The organism is Pseudomonas sp. BS3767, assembly GCF_900099665.1.
In the GTDB taxonomy this organism is placed as follows: Bacteria; Pseudomonadota; Gammaproteobacteria; order Pseudomonadales; family Pseudomonadaceae; genus Aquipseudomonas; species Aquipseudomonas cerasi.
In genome coordinates, this window is record NZ_FNCX01000001.1 from 907,935 (window position 1) to 931,041 (window position 23,107).

Annotated in this window: 21 protein-coding genes and 1 pseudogene; 4 read left to right on the forward strand and 18 right to left on the reverse strand. The window is 57.8% G+C overall.

The annotated features are described in order from the left end of the window. Positions 1–2: 2 nt before the first annotated feature. From BLR16_RS03525 to BLR16_RS03540, 4 genes are all read right to left on the reverse strand, one after another. Positions 3–1,283 (reverse strand): Zn-dependent hydrolase, encoded by a 1,281-nt coding sequence (locus tag BLR16_RS03525; RefSeq protein ID WP_044310600.1) that lies wholly within the window; start codon positions 1,281–1,283, stop codon positions 3–5. After that, positions 1,261–2,019, reverse strand: a complete 759-nt coding sequence (locus BLR16_RS03530) for a DeoR/GlpR family DNA-binding transcription regulator (protein ID WP_003364616.1) — start codon at positions 2,017–2,019, stop codon at positions 1,261–1,263. The genes BLR16_RS03525 and BLR16_RS03530 overlap by 23 nt, the downstream gene beginning before the upstream one ends. Before the next feature lie 80 nt (positions 2,020–2,099). After that, a complete protein-coding gene (locus BLR16_RS03535; protein ID WP_060707919.1) occupies positions 2,100–3,503 on the reverse strand; it encodes an amidase in 1,404 nt (467 codons plus the stop codon). 310 nt (positions 3,504–3,813) lie between these two features. Next, positions 3,814–5,421: a M10 family metallopeptidase gene (locus BLR16_RS03540; protein WP_060707920.1), complete on the reverse strand. Its 1,608-nt coding sequence runs from the start codon at positions 5,419–5,421 to the stop codon at positions 3,814–3,816. A 464-nt stretch (positions 5,422–5,885) separates the two neighbouring features. Here BLR16_RS03540 and BLR16_RS03545 point away from each other — a divergent pair, with 464 nt between their 5' ends. Further along, complete coding sequence (locus tag BLR16_RS03545; protein ID WP_024662335.1) at positions 5,886–7,214, forward strand: sensor histidine kinase; 1,329 nt, start codon at positions 5,886–5,888, stop codon at positions 7,212–7,214. A gap of 121 nt (positions 7,215–7,335) precedes the next feature. Here BLR16_RS03545 and BLR16_RS03550 read toward each other — a convergent pair whose 3' ends face one another. Together BLR16_RS03550 and BLR16_RS03555 are read right to left on the reverse strand one after the other, a co-directional pair. Continuing rightward, positions 7,336–7,962: a glutathione S-transferase N-terminal domain-containing protein gene (locus BLR16_RS03550; RefSeq protein WP_060707921.1), complete on the reverse strand. Its 627-nt coding sequence runs from the start codon at positions 7,960–7,962 to the stop codon at positions 7,336–7,338. 42 nt (positions 7,963–8,004) lie between these two features. Next, positions 8,005–8,901 (reverse strand): LysR family transcriptional regulator, encoded by an 897-nt coding sequence (locus tag BLR16_RS03555; protein WP_054081039.1) that lies wholly within the window; start codon positions 8,899–8,901, stop codon positions 8,005–8,007. 159 nt (positions 8,902–9,060) lie between these two features. Here BLR16_RS03555 and BLR16_RS03560 point away from each other — a divergent pair, with 159 nt between their 5' ends. From BLR16_RS03560 to BLR16_RS03570, 3 genes are all read left to right on the forward strand, one after another. Continuing rightward, the gene (locus tag BLR16_RS03560) at positions 9,061–10,626 is read left to right on the forward strand and encodes an MFS transporter (RefSeq protein ID WP_004413863.1); all 1,566 of its coding nucleotides are present in this window, start codon (positions 9,061–9,063) and stop codon (positions 10,624–10,626) included. Then, positions 10,623–11,600: an LLM class oxidoreductase gene (locus BLR16_RS03565; RefSeq protein WP_003364632.1), complete on the forward strand. Its 978-nt coding sequence runs from the start codon at positions 10,623–10,625 to the stop codon at positions 11,598–11,600. The genes BLR16_RS03560 and BLR16_RS03565 overlap by 4 nt, the downstream gene beginning before the upstream one ends. A gap of 82 nt (positions 11,601–11,682) precedes the next feature. Next, positions 11,683–12,861, forward strand: coding sequence for an LLM class flavin-dependent oxidoreductase (locus BLR16_RS03570; protein ID WP_092194096.1), 1,179 nt, complete (start codon positions 11,683–11,685; stop codon positions 12,859–12,861). A 50-nt stretch (positions 12,862–12,911) separates the two neighbouring features. Here the strand turns inward: BLR16_RS03570 and BLR16_RS03575 are convergent, their stop codons facing one another. From BLR16_RS03575 to BLR16_RS03620, 12 genes and pseudogenes are all read right to left on the reverse strand, one after another. Then, positions 12,912–13,769 carry a DUF6282 family protein gene (locus BLR16_RS03575; RefSeq protein ID WP_074806095.1) on the reverse strand — a complete coding sequence of 286 codons (858 nt, stop codon included), beginning with the start codon at positions 13,767–13,769 and terminating at the stop codon, positions 12,912–12,914. Further along, positions 13,766–14,539: a hypothetical protein gene (locus BLR16_RS03580; RefSeq protein ID WP_074806090.1), complete on the reverse strand. Its 774-nt coding sequence runs from the start codon at positions 14,537–14,539 to the stop codon at positions 13,766–13,768. Before BLR16_RS03580 ends, BLR16_RS03575 begins: the two co-directional genes overlap by 4 nt. A gap of 72 nt (positions 14,540–14,611) precedes the next feature. After that, a complete protein-coding gene (locus BLR16_RS03585) occupies positions 14,612–15,583 on the reverse strand; it encodes an NAD(P)H-dependent flavin oxidoreductase (RefSeq protein WP_074806087.1) in 972 nt (323 codons plus the stop codon). 77 nt (positions 15,584–15,660) lie between these two features. Then, positions 15,661–16,023 (reverse strand): antibiotic biosynthesis monooxygenase, encoded by a 363-nt coding sequence (locus BLR16_RS03590; RefSeq protein ID WP_003315407.1) that lies wholly within the window; start codon positions 16,021–16,023, stop codon positions 15,661–15,663. A 34-nt stretch (positions 16,024–16,057) separates the two neighbouring features. After that, positions 16,058–16,777, reverse strand: coding sequence for an RraA family protein (locus BLR16_RS03595; protein ID WP_074806080.1), 720 nt, complete (start codon positions 16,775–16,777; stop codon positions 16,058–16,060). Further along, positions 16,761–17,951, reverse strand: a complete 1,191-nt coding sequence (locus BLR16_RS03600; protein ID WP_092194098.1) for an isocitrate/isopropylmalate dehydrogenase family protein — start codon at positions 17,949–17,951, stop codon at positions 16,761–16,763. The genes BLR16_RS03595 and BLR16_RS03600 overlap by 17 nt, the downstream gene beginning before the upstream one ends. After that, positions 17,948–18,976 carry an aldolase catalytic domain-containing protein gene (locus BLR16_RS03605; protein ID WP_058396290.1) on the reverse strand — a complete coding sequence of 343 codons (1,029 nt, stop codon included), beginning with the start codon at positions 18,974–18,976 and terminating at the stop codon, positions 17,948–17,950. The genes BLR16_RS03600 and BLR16_RS03605 overlap by 4 nt, the downstream gene beginning before the upstream one ends. A 277-nt stretch (positions 18,977–19,253) precedes the next feature. Next, on the reverse strand, positions 19,254–20,165 hold the full coding sequence (locus BLR16_RS03610) for a LysR family transcriptional regulator (RefSeq protein WP_074806074.1): 912 nt from the start codon (positions 20,163–20,165) through the stop codon (positions 19,254–19,256). Between the two features lie 453 nt (positions 20,166–20,618). Further along, on the reverse strand, positions 20,619–20,951 hold the full coding sequence (locus BLR16_RS27835) for a hypothetical protein (RefSeq protein WP_074806071.1): 333 nt from the start codon (positions 20,949–20,951) through the stop codon (positions 20,619–20,621). 167 nt (positions 20,952–21,118) lie between these two features. Then, a complete protein-coding gene (locus BLR16_RS03615) occupies positions 21,119–21,349 on the reverse strand; it encodes a hypothetical protein (RefSeq protein WP_074806067.1) in 231 nt (76 codons plus the stop codon). Further along, positions 21,336–22,205, reverse strand: coding sequence for a DUF4225 domain-containing protein (locus BLR16_RS27840; protein WP_371123449.1), 870 nt, complete (start codon positions 22,203–22,205; stop codon positions 21,336–21,338). The genes BLR16_RS03615 and BLR16_RS27840 overlap by 14 nt, the downstream gene beginning before the upstream one ends. Positions 22,206–22,214: 9 nt before the next feature. Beyond that, positions 22,215–23,031: pseudogene (locus BLR16_RS03620) on the reverse strand (DUF637 domain-containing protein); the annotation flags it as partial. Between the last annotated feature and the right edge of the window lie 76 nt (positions 23,032–23,107).

A 23,107-nucleotide genomic window follows, 5' to 3' on the forward strand; every position in this document is an offset into this window, starting at 1 on the left:
CCTCAGTTAAATGACGCGGATGAGGTGCAAGCCCGATGCAACAGACCGGTCAGCATGCGCAAACCGTTGTGCATGTCCTGATCGCTGGTGTACTCGGCCTCATTATGAGAAACGCCATTGCTGCTGGGGATGAACAGCAGGCACACGGGATAGCGCCGGTTCAGACTGATCGCATCGTGACCGGCGACGGTCATGCTGTCGGTGGTCGACAAACCCAGCTCGGCGCCTACGCCATGCGCCAGTGCAGCGAACCCGTCATGCAGCCTGGCAGGCGAGCGCAAGACGCTGCTTTCCACTTCAAACGCGGTCATGGTCTTGTCGGCGATCGCGTGCAGCGTTGCATCCAGGCGTTCCGAGGCAGCGCTCAGCAGATCGACGTCGCGGGAGCGGTACTCGATGAGCAGCGACACCCGCGAAGGCACGACGTTGGGCGAATTGGGGTAGACCTCGATACGTCCTACCGAACTGTGCATCTGCACGCCGTGCTGCAAGGCTTCGTCATGCACCGCAGTGATGGTGTGTGCAGCAGCCAGCAACGCATCCCGGCGCGCGGCCATGGGCGTGGGGCCGGTGTGATTCTGCTCGCCATCGAAACGCACTCGCCGTTTCAGCGCGGCCCAGGTCTCGCGCACTACGCCGATAGCCGTCTGGCTGCTTTCCAGGCCAGCACCCTGCTCGACATGAATCTCGACATACCCGGCAATGTTCACATCAACCTGATCGTTGCCCAGATACCCGATGGCCTGCAGGGCGTCCTTGAGACGGATGCCGTCACCATCGCGGCTTTCCCAGGCGTCGTCCAGCTTCAAGGCACCGGTGAACACGCCACTGCCGATCAGGCTCGGCTGAAAGCGCGCGCCCTCCTCGTTGGTCCAGTTGACGACCGCCAGATTACAGCGTGGGACTTCGCCACGCTCAAGCAATTGCCGCGTCAGACTGGACACCGCCACGGCGCCGGCAAGCACGCCGTATACGCCATCGAAACGCCCGGCACTCGGCTGGCTGTCCAGGTGCGAACCGCAGAGCAGATAAGGCGCGTCAGGATCAAAGGTCATGAGGCCAAACAGGTTGCCCACCGCATCGATACGGACTTCGAAGCCGTGCGCGTCGAGCCAGTCGCGAAACAGGTCGCGTACCTGACCGTCTTCGACCGAAGCCGCCAGCCGATGCAAACCACCGGCGGGTGTGGCACCGATCGCCGAGCTTTGCCGAAACAATGCTTCGAACGCTGCCAGATCAGCTGCGCCCGGCTCGATCAGTTCAGGAATAGAGGGTGTCGACATGATCTTTCTCCAGGCGTGTCGCAAACTCGTCGGATAGCGCGCGATTAGTGACCAGGGTCGTGATCGCGGCAAATGGCAGGGTGTTGATAAAGGTGCGATGACCGAACTTGCCATCGTCAGCCAGCACAACGCTGCGCGTGCAATGCCTGACCAGCGTTCTGCGCAACATGGCTTCTGGCTCCTGGTAATCCATCAGGCCAAAGTCCAGGTCAATGCCGCCGATGCCCATGAAGGCAATGTCGTAGTGAAACTGCCGAGCGAATTCCAGCGTATGGGGACCGATCAAGGCGTTGTCGGTGCGCCGCACATCACCGGGCGCAACCAGAACCTGATTGTCGCTCTGGTGCGATATCAACTGGGCGATGTCCAGCGAATTGGTGATGATCTTCAACTGACTGAACCGGGTCAGTTGCTGGGCCAGCGCCAGCGTCGAGGTGCCGGTGTCGAGGAAGATGGCCATGCCTTCGCTGACCAGCTGCGCAGCACGCACGGCGATGCCCGCCTTGGCGCGAGGCTTGAGCCTGCTGCGCTCCTGCAACGGCAATTCTTCGCTGGACCTGGGCAGAATAGCGCCACCGTGAATGCGCCTTAACCTGCCCTCTTCCTCCAGATGCTTGAAGTCGCGGCGGATGGTCTCTTCGGAGACAAACAGCAATTGTGCAAGGTCCGACGCCTTGACCCGCTGCTGTTGAGCGAGCAGGCGCATGATTTCGTCCAGACGCGGCTGATTGAGCATGGGGGTGACATTCCGTTGCAAAGTGATGACTCCAGTGTCCGGGCCGTTGGCCCCCTGATCCGTGTGCGAGAGCGACATGTCTATTGCCCCGAAACCGGTGGCAGGTGCTGATCCCAGGGCGCAATGGCTTCTACAGCGGCACAGAACTGCAGCACCTGGGCATCGGCAAAGCGTGGACCTACGACTTGCAGGCCGATCGGCAACCCCTCGGAACTCCAGCCACAAGGCAGGTTGGCGGCCGGGTTGCCGGTGATGTTGAAAGGGTAAGTGAACGGCGTCCAGCGCGCCCACGGCACAGCGCCGTCCTGCCCGGCATAGCCCACGGGGGCGACATCGTCTGCGGCAAACGGCAGGATCGGCAGCGTGGGCATGAGCAGCAGATCGTAATCTTCAAACAGCGCGTGCACCTGATTGGCGAACGCCGCACGCTGTTGAAGAGCCTGCAAATAATCACTCAGGCTGTACTGGGCAGACCGCTTGATCAGATCGGCAAAGCCGGGATCGAGCTGGTCCAGTTTCTGCGCAAGCGCCTTGCCATAGGCAATACCGCGCCCGGCGACCCACAGGGTTTCGAAGGTCGCCAGCGGGTCATGCCAATCCGGTTTGAGTATGCTGACTGTGACGGGCAGCGACCTGGCGATATTGCCCACGGCGGCATCAACCGCTGCAGCGACTTGCGCATCGACCGGCGTGTCGAACAGCGTCGGGCAGAAACCGATGCGCAAGGGTTTCAGCGGCTGGTCGCAACGGGCCAGAAAGGACTCGTCGGGAGCTGGCAGCGCCTGATGATCCAGTGGATCGGGGCCCGACAGAATGTCGAACAGCAATGCGCTGTCGCGCACGGTGCGGGTGATCGGTCCGGCATGACTGAGCATCTCGGTGGCCGACCAGGGCCAGGTGGGAATACGGCCCAGCGTGCCCTTGAGGGCAAATGCGCCACAGAACGAGCCCGGAATACGTACCGAGCCGCCGCCGTCGGAGCCCAGTGCGGCTGGCACCATTCGCGCCGCCACGGCAATTGCCGAACCGGAGCTGGAGCCGCCGCTGGTGAGGTTCGGGTCCCACGGGTTGCGCCCGTTGCCGAACACCCGCGACGTACTGGCGCCCGTCCAGCCGAACTCGGTGGTCGCTGTCTTGCCAAGAATGATCGCGCCAGCGTTCTTCAGGCGACGAATGATCGGCGCGTCCTGGGCCGGCACCGAGTCCAGAGCGGTCAACGACCCCCGGGTGGTGCGCAGCCCTGCGGTGGAAAAGAGATCCTTGATGCCAAAGGGTACGCCGTGCAGCGGCCCGCGCACCTCACCGCGCTGCAGTTCGGCGGTCATGCTTGCGGCCTGTTCAAGCGCCGCCTCGGCATACACATCACCAAATGCATTCAGTGTGGAATTGTGGGTTTCAATCGCTGAAACGCACAACTCGGTCAAGTGTATCGGCGTCAGCCCCCCTTCGCGGACACGCGTGGCAGCTTCAATCACGTTAGGCATGGAAGATGGCTTGGACTCAATCAAAGCGGATACCTCTCAGACACTTATGCGCAATGCACGGCACCAACGGCTGTCGGGGCATTACATTCAGCAGGCCCTTATGAGTCAAGTGGGTTTTGTTGGATATATTGAATTTGTGGTTTTAAATTTTGTAACAGCACAGTCGCGGTGCCAAAAAACGCGCAAAACGCCGCATCGCACAATTGCGGTGCGCGATTAAAACCAGAAAAGAAGGGGAAAGTCGGCGGGAAAGGACTGCGCCTGTCAGCGGCGCAGTCCTGTCATTGTGATCGGTCTTTCAGGTCAGCGATCAGACCGCCAGATCGTGGGCATGGAACTCGGTGACGCCAACCAGCTGGATTTCAAAGTCCGCATGCAGGTCAGCGTTGACGTTGCCGGACAGCACATGATCAGCGAAACGCAGCTGGCCAGCGCCAGTGAACTCGCCGCTGCCGATGAAGCTGAAAGCATCGAGGGCCTTGGTGTCCACGTTGGCATCCATTTTCAGGAAGCTCAGTTTGTCGCCTTGCTGGCTATTGAAGTCGGTGATCACGTCGCTGTTGTGGCCTTTGCCCATTTCCGACAGATCGTTGAACACGAAACGGTCAGCACCGCTACCACCAGTCATGATATCGGCGCCCTGACCGCCCACCAGTTTGTCATTGCCGGCACCGCCGAACAGAACGTTGTCCGCATCATTACCGGTCAGGGTGTTGTTGCGGTCATTGCCCAGCACGGTGAATGCACCCTCGCCTTTGAGATGCACATTCTCGAAGTTCGCCAGCGTCCCGGCATTGAGGTTGATCACCTGTGCAATGGGCGAGGTATTGTCGTAAGTGATCTTCAGCGTATCGACGCCTTGATCGGCCTTTTCCTGAACAAGGTCCAGTTCGCCGACCTGATCGATGACGTAGGTATCGTTGCCCAGTCCGCCGATCATGGTATCCAGACCACCGCGGCCATTGAGCACGTTATCCAGATCGTTGCCGATCAACGTGTCATTGAAGGCAGAACCTATGGCGTTTTCGATGTGCGCACCGTAGGCAATCGCCAATCCGGAATTCATCAGCGTGGGTGCGTCAGGGTTCGCGTTGTAATCGAGAAACGCCTTGCCGATAGTGCTGAACTCACCCTCGTTGAGGTTGATTTTCACCGAAGCTTCCTGATTGCTGGCATCGATGGTGTCTTTGCCGCCAGCGTCCCAGATGGTCTCGAATACCGATTGCCCGGGCGCCCACTTATAGACGTCGTCGCCAGTGTGATAGTGGGTGTTGGCACCGTATATAAACTGCATGGCCGCGACATCGAGCAGCATCGGCGTGGTGGGCTTGAAGCTGTAATTGTTGGTGTAGCTCATGATGGTGTAACGCGCATCTTCGAACTTGGCATCGAGCAGGACATCGTTGTACTGCGAGCCTTCGAACGAATGCTTCAAGCCCAGTGCATGACCGGTTTCATGCATGAACGTGAGGTAATCGTCCGTGCCCTTGGCTGGATCGGCCGCGTTGACGTTCGGTCCGATCCAGACATCGCCGGAGCGGCCCAGCGTGCCCGGCGCGTAAGCCTGGCCAAACTCGGTGCCTTGCAGGCCCTTGAAGCCGCCGAAGCGAATGTCTCCGACATTATCGGGGGTGTCCTGAACCTCGGTGAACTTGATATCAGCCACCGCGCTCCAGGCATCCAGTGCGCTTTTTGCGGCTGCCGCCTGGGCGTCGGTCAACGAATAGGCGTCGCCGGGTTCCTGAGAGCGACTGTAGTCAGTGGCATAGACAGAGTCGGCCTTATGAAAACTGTATGTCAGATGGGTGCCGGACGAATCCCCGAGCCAGAATGGCCCCCATAGCAGACTGGTAACTCGGTCGTCGGCAGCCCCCTCGGGCAAGAGTTCGGCAGGACTTGATTCATTTGGGCCGGGCATCGGCGTTGCTCCTGAAGAATACAGACGTTAGTGATAGGCCAACGATCTTTGCCAGCGCAAAAACCGAACAGCAGTTTATTACACAGCACACATAATATGGACATAATAAGTTACAAAAATAGCGTTCAGAACGGCCGGTTCATTACTCTCAATACCTGCCAACTTCTTATGACGAGTGAACTTTAACTTCTATTACAAGTGCCATTTAATGGCGCGTCGCCATATAGGGTTCGGGGCACCAGCCAAGACAGTAAGAAGTGACTGTTTCGAGGGTATTCGAACACGATCGGAACGCCCTTCGATTGCGCAGGATTGCTTCACTGCGTGTCGAGGGGGGAGGCTGAATAAAGGGGACATCGTTCAAACCTGCGCACGCCGAGCTGATTTATGCGGCGTATACCTTGCTGCACTCTATGGATCATAGGCATCATAAGACCCAATTTCATCCGATCGCGGTGCGCCCCATGACCCACCACCCTGCGCCACTCCCCGCCAGCGAGGAAGAACGAGTCCTGTCTCTTGAGCATCTCAAGATACTGGACAGTGCTCCCGAGCAAGACTTCGACGACATTGTGCTGCTCGCCACCACATTGTGCGACGCGCCCATCGCGCTGGTTTCGCTGGTTGACCGAGAACGCCAGTGGTTCAAGGCCTGCATCGGCCTGGACGTGCAGGAGACGCATCGCGACCTGGCATTCTGCGCCCACGCCATCCTGCAGCCTTCCGATGTGCTGGTGGTGGAAGACGCAACCACTGACCCTCGCTTCAGAGAGAGTCCGCTGGTGCTCGGGCCTCCCTACATCCGTTTTTATGCAGGTGCGCCGATTCGTACCGAGGCCGGTCATGCGCTGGGCACCGTCTGCGTGATCGACATCTGGCCGCGCGTACTGAGCGAACAGCAACGTCGTGCCCTGCTGGCACTGGCACGGCAAACCGCAGCCCTGATGCAATACCGCCTGGTCTCGGAGCAACGTGACCAGCACGCCGCCGAACTGGCGCTGGGGCTCGAAAGCGCACAGAGCCAAAGCCTGGCTCTGGAGCGCAATTTGCGCCAGTCGCAACGGGTGTCTTCGCTGGGCATGCTCACGGCAAGCATCGCTCATGACTTCAACAACCTGCTCCAGGCACTGAGTGCCAGCCTGCAACTGATCCGCATGCGCTCACGCCGCCCTACCGACGTCGAGACGCTCAGCGATACCGGACTGCGAGCAGTGGATCACGGTCGCCAACTGGTGACTCGCCTGCTCAACAGCGTTCGTCATGACGGTCCCGAACTGATCTGTATCGATGTCAGCGAACGGATCGATGCCGCGCGTGACCTTCTGTTGCGTTCGGCAGGCGACACGCTGGACCTTTCATTCGACCTGTCCGCCCGAGGCTGGGGCGTGTTGTGCGCAGAAGCGCAATTGCATACCACCTTATTGAATCTGCTGAGCAATGCGCGTGATGCAATTTCAGGCCCCGGCAAGGTGCATATCTCGACCCGGCTGGAGTCCATCAAGGAAGACCCGCAATTCCCGGAAGGCGATTATCTGGTACTCAGCGTGAACGATAACGGGCCTGGCATGACAGCCGAGCTCAAGGAGCAGATCTTCGAACCGTTCTTCACAACCAGAAGTGCCGACCCGGGTGCCGGGCTCGGCCTTGTTCAGGTGCAGGAGTTCGCGGTAAATGCCGGCGGAGGCGCACGCGTCGAAACAGCACCGGGAAGCGGTACTACGGTGCATCTCTATTTGAGAATACTGGGGCCGATCAGTGCAACCAACGCGCCAGCCCATATAACCGAACATTAACAACGGCTCATCGCCAGCGAGGCGTGGTTACTTCAGGCACGCCTTGAATTAAAAAGGGCCGAACATTCAATGTTCGGCCCTTTTAATTTTATAACCTGCTTCATCATTAACGTCGGGTGTTTCATGGCCAATGGCGTCTTATGACCGCGTTGACCAACGGCTCAGCGTCAACCCGTAACAACAGCGCATGAAAATCCGGTCGGGCGTTATGCAGGTGCTCCCGGGCGCCACTCCATCGCGTCACGACAGAGGCCAGAATCTCCACTGCGCCGGGTGAATCGCAACGCCAAACCCCGGCATCAGCAAACAGGTCGGCAAACGTCTCCCAGTTTTGATGCAACCGCCTCCGGGCGCCCGCTTCGAGCAGCCTCTCCAGCCCATCGTCGGCACTCGTCAGCCAGCGCTGCGGGTAATCAATGATCCCGATGGCGGCATAGCAGTTGGCTGCCATGTAAACCAGCGCGCGAAGCGCTTGAGCACGCTGCGCGGAATCGCCAGGCAGAAGCCCGGAACCTGGGTACTCCAGGCCCAGATGGATCAGGATCGCAGCACTTTCAGTGAGTACCGAATCATCGGCGAGCACCAACGTGGGAACTTGCATCAACGGGTTGACCCGCCTCAACGCCTCCTTGCCTGGCCCCTCCTCCCATCCACAGGCGTTGCACACTGTAAAAGGTACCGAGCAGCGCTGAAGCGCTATCTCGATAGCCGCTGAACCCGAACGTTCCGTGCCGAAAAGCGTGTACATGCCAGTGCTCCTTGCCAGGTGCTGCAGGCTCGCTCCGTACAGTCATACTGATGGAGGAGCAAACAAATGGGCGTGCATGAAATCAATGAAGACTCGCAGGCGCAGCGAAAGATGCTTGCTGGACGGCCAGAGCAATCTGAACGTTCCGGTATGCACCGTGTAATCAGCCAGGACAGGTATCAGCTCGCCGTCGCGGACGGCCGATGAAATCATGAAGTCCGGCAGACAGGCAATGCCCAACCCGGCCCGCGCAACGTCCACCAGAATCTCGGTGGTGTTACACACCATGGCCTGAGGTAACTCGAGATCATCGACGCCTGGCTCACGACACAGCGGCCAGTGTTCGAACTTTCCCGAGGAGGGAAACTTGTGCAACAGGCAGGCGTGCTGACTCAGGTCGCCAGGATGCCGGGGTATACCATGCCGGGCAAAATAGTCCGGAGCGCCGACAATGCGCAATTGGAAGCTGCCCATCCGCTTCGACATCAGGCCCGAGTCGACGGGATCTCCGGTGCGTAACACGACATCGAAGCCCTCCTCGATGATATCGACCATCCGGTCCGAGAAATCGATATCCAGTTCGATATCGGGGTAGGTGCGCATGAAGTCGATGATCACCGGCATGACCAGTCCGCTGACCAACGGCAGACTGATCCGCAACCTGCCCCTGGGCAGATCCCTGGCATTGATCAACTCCATTTCCGCCGCTTCCAGCTCCGACAGAATGCGTCGGCAACGCTCCAGGAATATCGAGCCTTCCAGCGTCAGGGCGATACTGCGCGTACTGCGATGAAAAAGCCGTACACCGAGGCTCTCCTCCATACGGCCAATGCTCTTGCCGATACCCGACGAAGAGATGCCCAGGCGTTTTCCGGCCTGGGTAAAACTCCGTGTTTCGGCAACCAGAACGAACACGGCAATGCTTCCGAGCGATTCCAATACCCACTCCTATTCAGGACAACCCTGTCCTATACGTTCGGAACATAAGCCTGTTTTTGTTTGCGGGCGCAACCCCTAATCTCCCGGCAGGGCAATCGCTCTTGGATAAAACGCGTGCATCACAGCAAAACCCGGGCACGCTTCACAGGGACATTGCACATGACCACAGCACATCGGGTCCAAACACAACCCACTGCGGGACGATGGGGGCAACTGCTCGCGGCTTGCCTGACCGGCATTCTGATCCCGTTATGCTTCACCGGCCCTGCCGTGGTTCTGCCTTCGATAAACCAGGCGCTGGGCGGATCAGCGGTCGAGCTGACCTGGGTCATCAACGCCTACATCCTGACCTATGGCAGCGCCATGATGGCCGCCGGGAGCCTGACGGATATCTACGGCAGAAAACGCGTCTGGCTGATCGGGCTGGCGATATTCGTGCTCTCCACCTTCGCCATTCCGGCAGCTTCCTCCGTGGTCCAGATCGACCTGCTCAGACTGGTTCAAGGCCTGGGCGGCGCGGCAGCGTTCGCCGGGGCGATGTCGTCGCTTGCCCAGACCTTTCATGGCGCCGAGCGCACCCGAGTCTTCAGCCTGCTGGGCACCACCTTCGGCATAGGTCTGGCCTTCGGCCCACTCGCAGCCGGTTCGCTGGTGGATTCGGCAGGCTGGAAATGGTCATTTCATGCGACTGCACTCATCGGCGTCGCGGGGTTCCTGCTAGTGCTGTTCAGCGCCACCGAATCAAAGGATCCCGACGCCACGGGTATGGACTGGCCGGGCGCAATCAGTTTTACCGCAGCATTGGCCCTGTTCACTTACGCAATCCTGCTCGCCCCTGAAGAGGGCTGGAGCGATCCACTGGTGATGGGTGGCATCATTGGCTCACTGCTGCTGTTCTGGATATTCATCGCCGTGGAGCGGCGCGTTGCCCGTCCCATGCTGGACCTGTCACTGTTCAATAGCGCGCGCTTTCTCGGCGTGCAGATTCTTGCAGCCAGTCCGGCATTTTTCTTTGTCGTGCTGATCATCATGTTGCCAGCGCGCTTCATTGGTATCGACGGTCTCAGCGCGCTGGAAACCGGACAGATGATGACCGCACTGGCCGCGCCCCTGCTGATCGTACCGATGCTTGCCGCACAACTGGCACGTCGTTTCACCTCCGGGCTACTGTCCGGTATCGGTTTGCTGCTGGTGGCTGTCGGTCTGCTGTGGCTCGCGCTGGCGCTGGACAGCGGAGCAATCAAAACCGCCTTGCTGCCGATGGCCTTGATCGGCATCGGCATCGGTCTGCCCTGGGGGCTGATGGATGGCATGGCGATCAGTGTGGTTGAAAAGGAACGCGCCGGTATGGCTACCGGCATCTTCAATGCCGTACGCGTTTCTGCCGACGGCATAGCCATTGCGATCGCAGGCGCACTGCTCGCCACGTTCATTCAGTGGGGCCTGTTCGATGCCCTGACGGGTGTCGCGCCTGATGTGGTGACAAACGCTGCCAACCGCGCCGCATTGGGCGACCTGCAGAATGCGATCGGTCTTCTGCCCGGCCAGGCAGAACTGCTGCACCAACAGTACGCCACCGCGTTCCGCAATCTGCTGTTCATTCTCAGCGCCGCCACCGTGCTGACGGCCGTGGCGGTCTTTGCGCTGCTTGGTCGCGTCCGCGCTCATGAAGAACCGCCCATAGTGGCCTCCGACACGCTTGAACTGGCGGGCGAAATCAAGTGAGTCCCTATGAAATATCAGGCGCAAAGCGGCATCCAGCCTTTGCAAAGGTGTTCGCGCCAGGTCACCTCACGTTCGGGCTGATCGCGCCTCTGGAGGGCTACCCCGACTCCGCAGCACCGACCATGAAAGACCATCTGGCCTTGGCCATTCAGGCCGACAAGGCCGGTTTCGCCGCGCTGTGGCTGCGTGACGTACCGCTTCTCGACCCGGGGTTCGGCGACGCCGGTCAGGTGTTCGATCCTTTTGTCTACGCCGCGCTGCTGTCTGCCGTCACCCGGCAAATCTGCATCGGCACGGCAGGCATCATATTGACGCTGCGTAATCCGCTGATGGTCGCCAAACAGGCGTGCAGCGTGGACGTGTTGCTCGAGGGACGCTTCCTGCTGGGTGTGTCGACGGGGGACAGGCCCGGCGAATATCCTGCGTTCGGCGAGCATTTCGACACCCGCGCGGAACGCTTCAGAGACGGCGTCGAACTGCTGCACGCGGTGACCGAGCAGTCTTTTCCAGTGTTCAGATCGCGCCATTACGGGCAACTCAATGGCACGCTGGATCTACTGCCGAAACCGGTTTTCGGGCGGCTGCCTATGCTTGCCATCGGCCGCTGTCAGCAGGACATCAAATGGCTGGCCAATCACATGGATGGCTGGATATGGCATCAGAGCGGCTTCGACACCTTGCCTGAAGTGATCAATCATTGGCGCAGTGCCAATGAGCAAAAACACTTCAAGCCCTACGGCTATGCGACGTTCTTCGACCTCGACGAGAACAAGGACGCGCCGATGAAAGTCGGACGCGGAATCAGTACCGGGCGCAACGCCCTCATCGCCCTGTGGCAGCGTCAGCGGGAACAGGGGGTTTCGCATGTGGCGCTGAACCTCAAGCCCCTGAGGCGTCCGGCCACAGAAGTGTTGCAAGAGCTGGAAGAGTGTGTGCTGCCGTACTTCCCGACCCGCCGGGGTGATCATGCCTGACCGAATACTTCATCGGCACGGCCACCGCAGGTTCAGGATGTAGCAAGGACGAACGATTCAACTACCGACCTGGGAGGTCACGATGCGCGCTGAAAAATCCTATCCGATAAAAACCAACCCGATGCGCAGCAGCCCGAACAAGATACAGCTGGGTGTTTTCTCCACCAATACCGAGGGTGGCTGCACCGTCACCAATGCGCCTGAACGCCTGCGCGGAGACGATTGGGCTGGCAACCTGGAAATCGCACGGATTGCCGACGATGCGGGGTTTGAAGCCTTCATACCGGTAGGCCGCTGGAAAGGTTTCGGCGGTACCAACAATACGGGCGGTGTCTGTTTCGAGACCTATACCTGGGCTGCCGGGATTGCAGCCCTGACCAGTCAGATCGCGGTCTTCACCACCTCGCACCTGCCCACCGTACACCCGCTGTTCGCGGCCAAACAGGCGGTGACCATCGACCACATCAGCGGCGGGCGCTTCGGGCTGAATATCCTTTGCGGCTGGTATGGCGCGGAAATGCGCATGTTCAGCGGTCACATGATGGAGCACGACAAACGCTACGACTACGCAGAAGAGTGGCTGCACATTGCAAAAAATGCCTGGGAACAGCAGACCCCGTTCGACTTCAAAGGCGAGTATTTCAACATCTGCGGCGCAATCTCGCAGCCACAACCCCTGAATAAGCCCTACCTGATCAACGCAGGAGGCTCGCCGCGCGGCAAACTGTTCTGCGCAGAACATTGCGATGCCGCATTCCTGATCGTCAAACATCTGGACGGTGAACAAGCGGTGCGAGAGCAGATTGCATCCTACAAGGACCTGGCGAAACAGAAGTTCGGTCGTGACATAAAGATATGGTGTTATGGCTACGTGGTGCAGAAAGACACGCAGGAGCAAGCAGACGCTTACCTGGACTATTACGCCAACCAGTTGGGTGACGATGAGGGCTGCGACATCATCACCGGCGAGCTGGGTATCCAGACCGGCATTTTCACCCCCGAAGACGCCGTGCGTTTCCGTTTCCACTTCAAGGCCGGATTCGCCGGGGTGCCCCTGGTGGGCACACCCGAGAAGATCGTGGAGCTGTTCAGGAAGTATTCTGACTGGGGGATCGACGGCATTGCCCTGACGTGGCTCGATTACCACGAGGGTATAAAGGACTTCGTGAGAGAAACACTGCCGCTGATGGAAGACGCGGGCCTGCGTGAATCCAGAGTTGTGGAGGCGATTGCTTCGAAGGTGTCCGCAGCAGTAGCCTGATGGCCAGGCCGCCCTGGCAGTGCTAGCCAGGGCGGCCTTATCCGAACAGTTTAAAGGGCCAACATGCGTTGCGGATTCAACAGCGTCACCTCGGTGCGGCGCTCGCCGCTCAAGCCGAACGCATCGAACCACTGCCCGCTCAACGACAGCCACTCGTGGACATCGATCTGACTGGTCTGCCCCAGGTCCGAGCTGTAGACCACATTGCCGACATGACTCAACACATCGCTGAAATCCTGCCGGTCCTGATAGCCCAGCAGGTACGTCAGTGCGGTCTGCTCGATGTAGACCGATGGCTCTTTGCCGATCAGCGCAAGCTCGGCCGCGTCTAGACCGGTCAACGGATTGGCAGGCTGGTTGAGCATCAACCTCGGCACGCCGATCCGCAGCGCTTCGTCGATCAACGTCCTGACTTCATTGGCATCAGCATGCCCGGTCGAGATCACCAGCGGATAGTCACGTGCCATTTTCAGAATATCCTGCGCCTGTGGCGTCAGGCGGCCGTTCTCCGATGTCACTCTGGCAGGCTTGATGGGCTTGTCCCGCAACAGCGGATGGCTCAGGTTGCGGGCCAGCGTGCTGGTATGCGTTCTGCCTGTGACGGTTGGCAAGTGAACAATGAAACGTCCAGGTTCATCGCCGCGCAAACAGAGACTGCGCTCGACTACACGGTAGTCGATGCCGCCGGCAATCTCGTTCAGAACCACAGAACCGCTGACCGGAAAACCCTGATTGCGTGCTTCCCATGCCTGGGCCGCCGTACACCCCAGGTGATTTTTCAATACGACCCGGCCCTGCACCGCAGCGTAGCGTCTGCCCGCCTCTATCGCGCCATGACGGCGAATGAACGCGTCAGGATTGGCGTGGTAATGCACATCAATGAAGCCTGGCTCCTCGATCCGACTCATTGCACACACTCCGCTCTGGCGATCAGAAATGTATCGATGCTCTCCAGCACCCGGTCCAGATCATCCACCAGCGGGCGCATCCCGCCATCCGGCACACACAGTGAGCGTTGTCTGTGGCATTTGGTATGCAGCACATGACGCGCCCCAACCAGTTGCGACTTCCCGCCAAACACGCTCAGCACACGCCCTTTGAAATCGAGCAGGCACTCACTGACATCCAGACCGCTCAGTAGCCGGAACCCCAAGGTCAGACGCTGACCCTGGGTTGAAAGCGTTGCGTCATTCTCGCTGCCGGACGGGTGCTCGTGTTTCTGGCCTTCAGGCAACACCAGATCGTCCAGCAGGCGTTTGGCTTGCTCGACATGCCCTTGTTCTGCCAGATCCGCCATACGTCCCAGCCTGGAATCCAGCAACGCATCGGCTTTGGCCGGAGAAGAAAGCAGCAACAATGCAGGCGTCGACCGCATTGATGAAGTGCCTGCCAACGCCTGTACCAACGCACCACCCAAGGCCACGCCGACGAGTACATCTGGTATCCCCCAAGGCTCGAGTGCGCTGGCCCAGCGCTCGGCAAATGCGCCAAAACCCTCACGCGGCACGACGGCCAGCGACAGGGAATCAAACACCGTGACCTGAAAACCGCCCGCGGTGAAATACTCGATCAGCGGTTGGGCAAACCCGCCCTCGTCCCAGACCGGCATCACCGGTGAAAGAATGAATACGCTTGATTGCCCGATACCGAAGGTCTGGCAGGTGATGCAATGACTCATGGCTTTTGCTCCTGCAAAAATGACAAGACCCGCCTTGTCGAGCGGGTCCGGTCGTTGCTCCATCGTGAAGGCTCAGCGGGTCGTGCGAAGGCGTTCGACACTGGCGGCATACCCGCGCAAAGTCGACTCGACAATCAGTTGTGCGGGCAGCACCTCCTTGATCAGGTCCGCGACTTCGCCTGCCCAGATGGCCCGGATACTGACATCGTCGGCCGCCAGCGCGGCTTCATAGTCCAGGCGCAGTTGACCGGCTGAGGCAGCGAAAGCCTGCTCCTCACCCACCCAGCTAGCGGAAAAGTCATTGCCGATCACACGTCCGCTGTAGCCCTCGGGCCAGTCGATGCCGCGTACCTGATCGAAGATCCGGGTTCGCACCGTATCGCTCGCGACCGCCTGCAGCAGTCGCTGTTTTACCCGTTCGGAAGGCAGTGCCTCCTGCGAAGCCAGAAAGCGCGTGCCCATCATCACGCCGTCCATGCCCAGCGCCAGCGCAGCAGCCATGCCACGCCCATCGGCGATCCCACCGGCACCGATCAGCACGACATGCTCACCCACCGCGTCGCGGACCGCCGGAAACAGCGGCAATGAAGCGCGGCGCAAACTGTGACCACCCGCCTCGGCACCTTGCACGATCAGCGCATCGGCACCGGCGTCCAGCGCTTCAAGCGCCTGATCGACGTCATGCACCTGAACGATGACTTTGGCGCTGGCCTGTTGAATGGGCCGGACGAAAGGACGTACATCACCAAACGACAGGGCAACCACCGCCGGACAATACTCCAGCGCCAGATGAAGCAATTCGAACTGTTTGGCCACGGTAAACATGACCAGCCCGACGCCCCAAGGCTGCTGCACCTCTCGCATCATCTCCAGTTCACGTGCCATCCATTGCGGGTCGCCGTAACTGGCACCCACCAGGCCGAGGCCACCGGCACGGGAAACCGCAGCCGCCAGACGCCCACCGGAAGCGCCGCCCATGGGCGCCAGAATCAGCGGGTGGTCAATGCCCAGAAGAGAGGTCAGTGCTGTATTGATCGTGGTCATCGCATAATCCCTGTGCAAATCCGAGTGAATATCAGACGAAGGCGGCCTGTGCGCCGCCCTCTTCTGCCGGTCGTGGCTTAGCCGGCCTTCTGTAAGGCAATTTCAGGGGTGATGTACTCGGCCACGTTGTACAGGTGATATTCCCAGGTGCCGGTTTCTTTCAACCGGGAGTAGCGCGACAGAAACTCTGCGTCGGTAAACAGCGACTCGAACTGGCTGCGATCGCTCCATTGCGCCTGATTGATAACGGTCTTGCCGTCGATGCTTTTCATCAGCCGGCTCCATTTGAAGGCACTGTAAGTGCGCGCCACGTAACTGACCGTCTCTTCAAGAATCTGAATGGCCAGATCCTGAGCCCCCTCGTTTACCTGTACGACATTGATCAGATAAACCGCGTTGTCATCGGTGACGGATTGAGCGTCGAACAATTCCATTTTCATCATCATTTCCATTCAAGTGGGAAGGCAGCTCGGTTCACGCCTGCGAAGGCATCGCGACGCTGATTTTTTCAGCGTCAGTCAGCCAGGGCTGGTCGTAGCGATAGGTGCTGCGGGCTTTTTCCAGCGTCCAGCCAGCCGATATGGCTTCGATGATGCGGCGCTCTGTCTGCTCGACCGCCTGGGCACGGCGTACGACCTCGACAGCCAGTTGCTGGGGAATCACAACACAGCCGCTGCCATCACACACCAGAAGGTCGCCGGGCCGGACCGTCACGCCATTGATGAGCAGAGGCACTTGTACAGCCTGGAGTTGAGCGCGGTTCTTTGCCGACTGCATGAAACGTCCACGACTGAACAATGGGTAACGGCACTCGATGACCGTATCGATATCGCGTGCCACGCCATCGATCACGGTGCCCTTGATACCGTTTGTCAGCGCGAAGTGGGTCATGATGTCGCCCCATACCGTGCAGTCCTGGCGTCCGTTGTTTGAGGAAACAATCACCGCACCGGCCGGTACATGATCGATATAGTTGGCAGCACCCTTGAAGACCGCAGATGCATCGACCGGCTCGTACTGCACGGTAAACGCGATGCCCACGCAACGAGTGCCAGGTACTTGCGAGGCAATCCCCGAAAGCCCGCCGTCGATCCCCAGGCTGTCCAGCGCGTCAGACAAGGACGCCGTGTCGAGATGTTCACATGCCTCCAGCACGGCTTGCGCAATGGGTACAGCTTCAAAGTGCGCTGACATGACATTCTCCCTGTGCTGCAACCTGTTCGTTGCCATACCCGAACGTGCGGGACTGCAACTCGATGCACTGCTGAACGATCGCTTCGCCCACTTGAGCCGTGGTATGGGAACCGCCAAGGTCATACGTGCGTGTGGATGTGCGAGAAACCAGGCTGACGGCCTGGCTGATACACGCCGACTCGTCCGGGAACCCCAAATGCTCCAGCATCAGCGCGATGGCCATGAACATCGCGCCGGGGTTGGCCTTGTTCAAACCCGCGTGAGCAGGCGCGCTGCCGTGTACCGGTTCGAAATAGGCACCTGAATTGCCGAAGTTGCCACTGGGCGCAAACCCCAGGCCTCCCATGACTCCGGCGCCGAGATCGGAAAGAATATCGCCGAACATGTTCTCGGCAACGATCACCCCGAAGCGCTCGGGACGTTGCACCATCCACAGGGCAACCGCATCGACGTTTTCGATGACCCCGGTCACGTCCGGATAACGCAGAGCTGTTGCTTCGAAGATGCCCCGTGCAAAGGCGCTGCTGTGCCGCAGGACCATGGGTTTGTCGACAAACGTGACCCGCGTGAAATGATTCTTGCGGGCGTACTCGAAGGCGTATTCGAAAATACGCGTCAGGCCACTTCGCGTCTGCAGGCGCAACGTCACCGTCGCATCATCCTGCCCTTCTCGCTGCCACGCCGCGCCGAGGGCTTCTCGCTCTTCGAGCAGCGGCACCAGTGCATCCGGGATACAACCGAAGTCCAGCCCCGCATAAAGCCCTTCGGTGTTTTCCCTGATCACCACAAAGCGAAATCTGTTTTCGCCAGTCATGTCATTGACCGGGCGGACATTGGCGTACAGGTCGAGATTCTGCCTGAGCTGAATGACCGGACTGACATAGCGGCGGTTCTGGCCCTGAAGCGCCAGTGGCAACTCTGCTTCGGCCTCTGCCAGAGGCTTGCTGGTGATTGCGCCAAGCAATGTCGCGTCGCAACTGGCCATGATCTCCCAAGTACGGGCCGGAACGGTTTCCCCCTCGGCCCTCCAGCATTCCCAACCGATGTCAGCCGCAATCAGATCGAATGGCAGGTTCAACGCCGCAATCACCGGCAGTGCCGCCGCCATGACTTCAATGCCGATCCCGTCACCGGGCAATACACAGATGCGCTTTCGGAGCGGTTGAGTGGTCATAGTGCGACTCCCTTTACGCTGTTCGGCAAGCCGGTGGCAATAGTCGGTAACACAGCTCGGGGCGCAAGACGCGCCACCTTGTCCTGCTGATGCATGACCTCGATCGCTCGATACTCGGAAGTCAGCTGAAAGCGCTCGAGGGTGTCCCGTACGCGTTGACTGCTGTCATAGGGGAAGTTGTAAGTGCCCAGAATGATATCCATCAGCGGGCTGGGCATATTGTTGTGCGGTACCGCACGGGCCGTGGCTTCCGACAGTTCCATCACCTTCACCAGGTCATAGCCATGACTGACGCTGGTACGCTCCAGGTAGGCAACCAGCATACTCAGGTGAAGATTGCCGGCTCCCTTGCCCATGCCACATATGGACGTGTCGATGTATTCAGCGCCGGCTTCTATAGCCGCCACTGCATTCGCCAGCGCCAACGACATATTGTTATGGGCGTGAAAGCCCAGCGGCACCAATAGTCGACTTGAGAGACGACTGAACAGTCGATCTACATCGGCTGGCAACATATGGCCATTGGAATCCGCACAGCAAACGATATCCGCGCCAGCCCCCTCCGCGCGTACCGCCGTATCAAGCACACTGCCTGGCGTCTGCGAAGTCACATGCGTCACATTGGCGCTGACACTGAAGCCGTGATCGCGAGCCAGCGACAAGGTCACAAGCCCCTCATCCAGTTGATCGCGCCTCAAACAGACGCGGATCATCGAAACGCCCTGCTCCTTGAGCATGGCGAAGTCATCCGTGGTGATGTTTCTGGGGTGAACCATGACGGCCAGTTCGATACGGCCGTTGGCCGCCTGCGCAATCTTTTCAATGAAGCCTGCGCCTACATCACTGGTCAGACCGTGCTCGCCTTTCGGGGCGAAGGATCCTTTGCAATAACCAATTTCGCAGAGGTCGACACCCGCACTGGCCAAACCAGCGACCACTATCTGCGCCTGATCTTCTGTGAAGTTGAAGTTGTTCCGATAACCACCATCACGCAATGTAACGTCGAGAATTTTTACGTCGGCCATGAGAATCTCCTGCTGTCCTTAGGGTGTCATCAGGGTGCTTGAGATGATCTTGCCACTGCTTGAGTTTTTATAATTATCCAACAGCGCGCCATCTAACAAACCTTGCCGAGCCGACACCTTAACGTCTCGGAGTTTCGAGTCATGAACTGCTCCACTCGGTATTGATCCTCGTCAAAACAGCCGAACTTGTAAACTGTCGATATTTGATGAGGGGATGGGAATTTTTTCACAACAAGACTGTTTACCGTCAACATGGCCAGCGCGAACTCAGGCCTGGCTAGCGATAACAGCTTTCCACATAATTCATGGCAGCCTGGATGGAAGCCACCGCGCGCAAGTCTTCATGCACACCGAGCCAGACATCGACTTCCAGCGGAGCCGACAATTCCACCTGGCACAGACGATCATTACCCTCTACGGCAAAACTGGGCAGTAACGCGATACCCACACCGGTTTCGGCAGCACGAATTTGCAACTCCACCGTTTTGGCCTCCAGCACAAAGGGTCGATCACCGACGATATCCCTCAGCCAACCATTCTGATTGTCACTCATCAGTTCATTGTCATAAGCAATAAACTCATAATGCTCCGGAGGACGTTGCTCCAGATAAAAACGTGCGCAATAAAATGAAAAGGAAGCCGTGCCAATCCGCCGCGCGACAATGCCGCTTTCAACAGGTTTGGAAAACCGTATGCACAGGTCAGACTGGCAACTGGACAACGACGAATACTGGTGATCGCCCAACAAGCGCAACACAATTCCGGGATGCATCGCCCGAAACGCCCCCAACCGCGGTACCAGCTTCTCGACCGCCACCGACGGCGGCGCGCTGATGGTCACCTCCACACCCTGCACCACCTGAGCCGCAACCGCGAGACGGCCAACGGCTTGGGTCTGCGCCTCGATCTGTCGCCCGATCGCCGCCACACGCCGTCCCTCATCAGTCAGTTCATACAAACGCTTGCGACGGTCGACAAGCTTTACATTCAGAGACCTTTCCAGCGAAGCGATACGCCGCGACACCGTGGCGTGCTCCACACCCAGCATCCTTGCAGCGCCACTCAGGGAACTGACCGTGGAAAACATCACGAAGTAACGCAGGTCCTCCCAGTCAAAACAGATCCTGGGTTTTCTGAACAGGTTGTTAACATCAAAGGAAGCCGATCCATCCACTGGAGTTATTGTCATCCAAGCCTTATCCTTATGCGGTTCGTGCGAACAGGTAGTTTTGTTATGTTTTAAACCGAGTATTGGCAGGTGCGTAGAACGATAAGGATAAGGCTGACAACTTCCTCAGGCCCGGACAGCGAGCGGGTGCCGCTGGGTAGTTTAGGTTATTAGGGGGTGGGTATTGCGGAGTGGGGGTCGGATGATTTGGGACGGGGGTGTCCGGAGTGGGGGGGGGGGTTGCTAGGGTGACATCTCTTAAACAGAGGTAAGGCAGAATCATTTCAGAATGGATAAGAACGCCAACCAAAACTATTGATCAAAGCCTTACGGAGGGCGATCTAATACATTTTGGTCAAGAAGAGTTATTTCCAAGTCTGCTTGCGCCTGACGAAACACCCTATAAAAATCATGAAAATTCTTGAAATACGGACAAACTAATACGGTTAACAAGAAAAACAGCCACCTCCCATTTCAAAATGACTGCAACCACGCATGGTCAGCCACTCGCTCATCGTCATGATTAAAGTCCTGAAAATGAGCTAGAACATCTTTCTCTTCGGCGTTTAACGCAACCGAATCGAGCTGAGCAAAGCCACTTTTGACAGGCGTGTATTGATTATTACACGCGCCCTCCCTAGGCGCGTTGCAACCTTGCAGCCCCGCACCGGTTTTGCCATCGTTCAAGGCCTTATATTCATCTTGCACCCTTCTACGGCATGCCAGTGGGTCAGAACTTGTGATGCACTCAACCGACTCTTTAGCAAGAGCATCCACTTCTTCGCGTGGGCATTTCAATACAACCATTGGCAATGCTCACACTTGGCTGGACTTAGTCAACGCTAGCAGCAGCTTTCCTTGCAACCTCTCCGCTAAAAGACGATCAAAATTGTTCAACTGTCTGCGGTTTTCCGTCACCGAGCTATGTCCTACCCTTGTGACGAGGAACGGCAAATATTCCTTTCGGAGATAATTCATTCCGTCACAAAAGCCTTCACAAAAGCCCAGCGCTTAATAGTCCAAAAAGTCGCGAACAGAATAGCCAGAGGCCCACCAACCACATAATACACCCAAGCCGAGTCGGCCTTAAATAAAACCGAGAAAAGAGCGGATATTATAATTGCAAAAAATATACTCACACCTAAAACCATGCTTAGCAAGGCAAAAGACATAAACAAAAAATAGAAATACTTATTTCTTTTCATCAGAAACCTCTTTATAGATGCTATTTCCTTTTCCTGCGAGACTATAGAAATACATACCCATCGCAGTGCCATAAGGAGTAGCCCCTATAGCTGGTAAAAAGAAGTTATTATCCACGCCACTCACCATAACTCCAAACATCGACTTAGGCCTATTCAGACCATCAGCCAAGCCCATTTTTAAAGGAACCTTCACTAGCCCAGCACCCAGCGAAAGAGCAAAATCGGCGCTACTGTAGACAACGCCCCCCAGATTACCAGGAAGAAGGGAGAATGCCTCTTTTACAGGATTATACCCTTCACCTCCACCATAAAAGTGGTTGTAAATACCCGTACCGCCTTCTACGACATTACCAGCGCCAAATGCAACCATCGGAGCACCGAAGACGCAACCTACTCCGCTTCCACATAAAGTATACCCTGAGGCCACACTAATCCCACCAGTTACAATAGACCCCGTTTCAGTACCCAAAGGAATAACATCGCGAGTCGCTAGATCTTTAGCGGCATCGATATAGCTATAGTTGAACAGTCCCTTCTCCTGCTGGGCATCAACCCACATAAGCTCATTACCAAGCCCTGCAACGTCAGACTCTTTTATCATACTATCTCGATATTCCGGACTAGCCCGATCATACTGTGCCCAGCACTTAATTACATAACACGATGCTTTGTCCAAATTCTCCTTAGTGAACCCTCCTTTCTTCACCTCGTCACGCTTAGCCATTTCTTCATCTTCATGGGACTGCCGATTATACATCGTGGCATTTTTAGTAATCCAAGCAGCTTTTTCAATTGAGCCCGCGTTGGCATCGTCAGATGAAGCTGCTGCCAAAACGCCAACAATTTGTGAAGCCATAGGAAGCAGAGTTTTATCGTTCTGGACCAAACTCTCCAAAGACACAACCAAGGCTTCATTGGCACCTGCAGCTAACGCACCAGTCCTGAAATCTCCGCCTGTAGCCTTTGACAGCAGTCCTCCCACCATTGCGTGACTTGGGAGGCATACCCTCCGCAAATTTGCCGTAGGTATAGTCACCCACTGCATTGAAACTCGCCGCAGCCAAGGTATTGAACAACGCAGTCTTGAGTGCATCACTGCCGCTGCCGCCCTTGCCAAGAGCATTACTCAGTAACGTAGACGTCCCGTTCTGCAGAACCTGATTACCAGCAAACTGACCCACGCCTTCCCAAGTCGAGAGCTTGGCTCCAACGATCTTGCCGGTGTTCGGATCACTATGAGTACCCGTAAAATCATTAAAATACGCAGCCGTCAGACCCGCCGTCACTCCTGAAATGGCATACCCTTTAAGAGCATCCGCAGACGTTACGTCCTTGACTACCGCCCCGAGGTTTCCGCGGTTATTAATAACGCTGACCGTTGCGTTGGTAGCGGCACCCGCTGCAACAGCGCCCGCGCCTGCAGAGAGGAACGCTGCCGTGTTGGCACCCATAGTACCTGCCGTGACTGCTGCCCCTGTGGATGCACCTACCGCGCCCATTGCCATAGGCTCATTGCCCGCGAGCAGATCGAGCCGGTTGCCGGCTTCTATCAGACCGGCGTTGACCAGATTGTTACCGGCAACCGCTGACAGGTTATTGGCCGCACGCAAGGTGCCAACGTTGTCGAGGTTTTGGCCGGCGATCAGCGAGACATCGTTACCGGCAATCAATGCACCGGTCGGGTCAACTCAACGACCATGTTGTACTCGGTTCCTGCAACCGCCATTTACTCATATTTTCATATCACGCCAGCAGTCC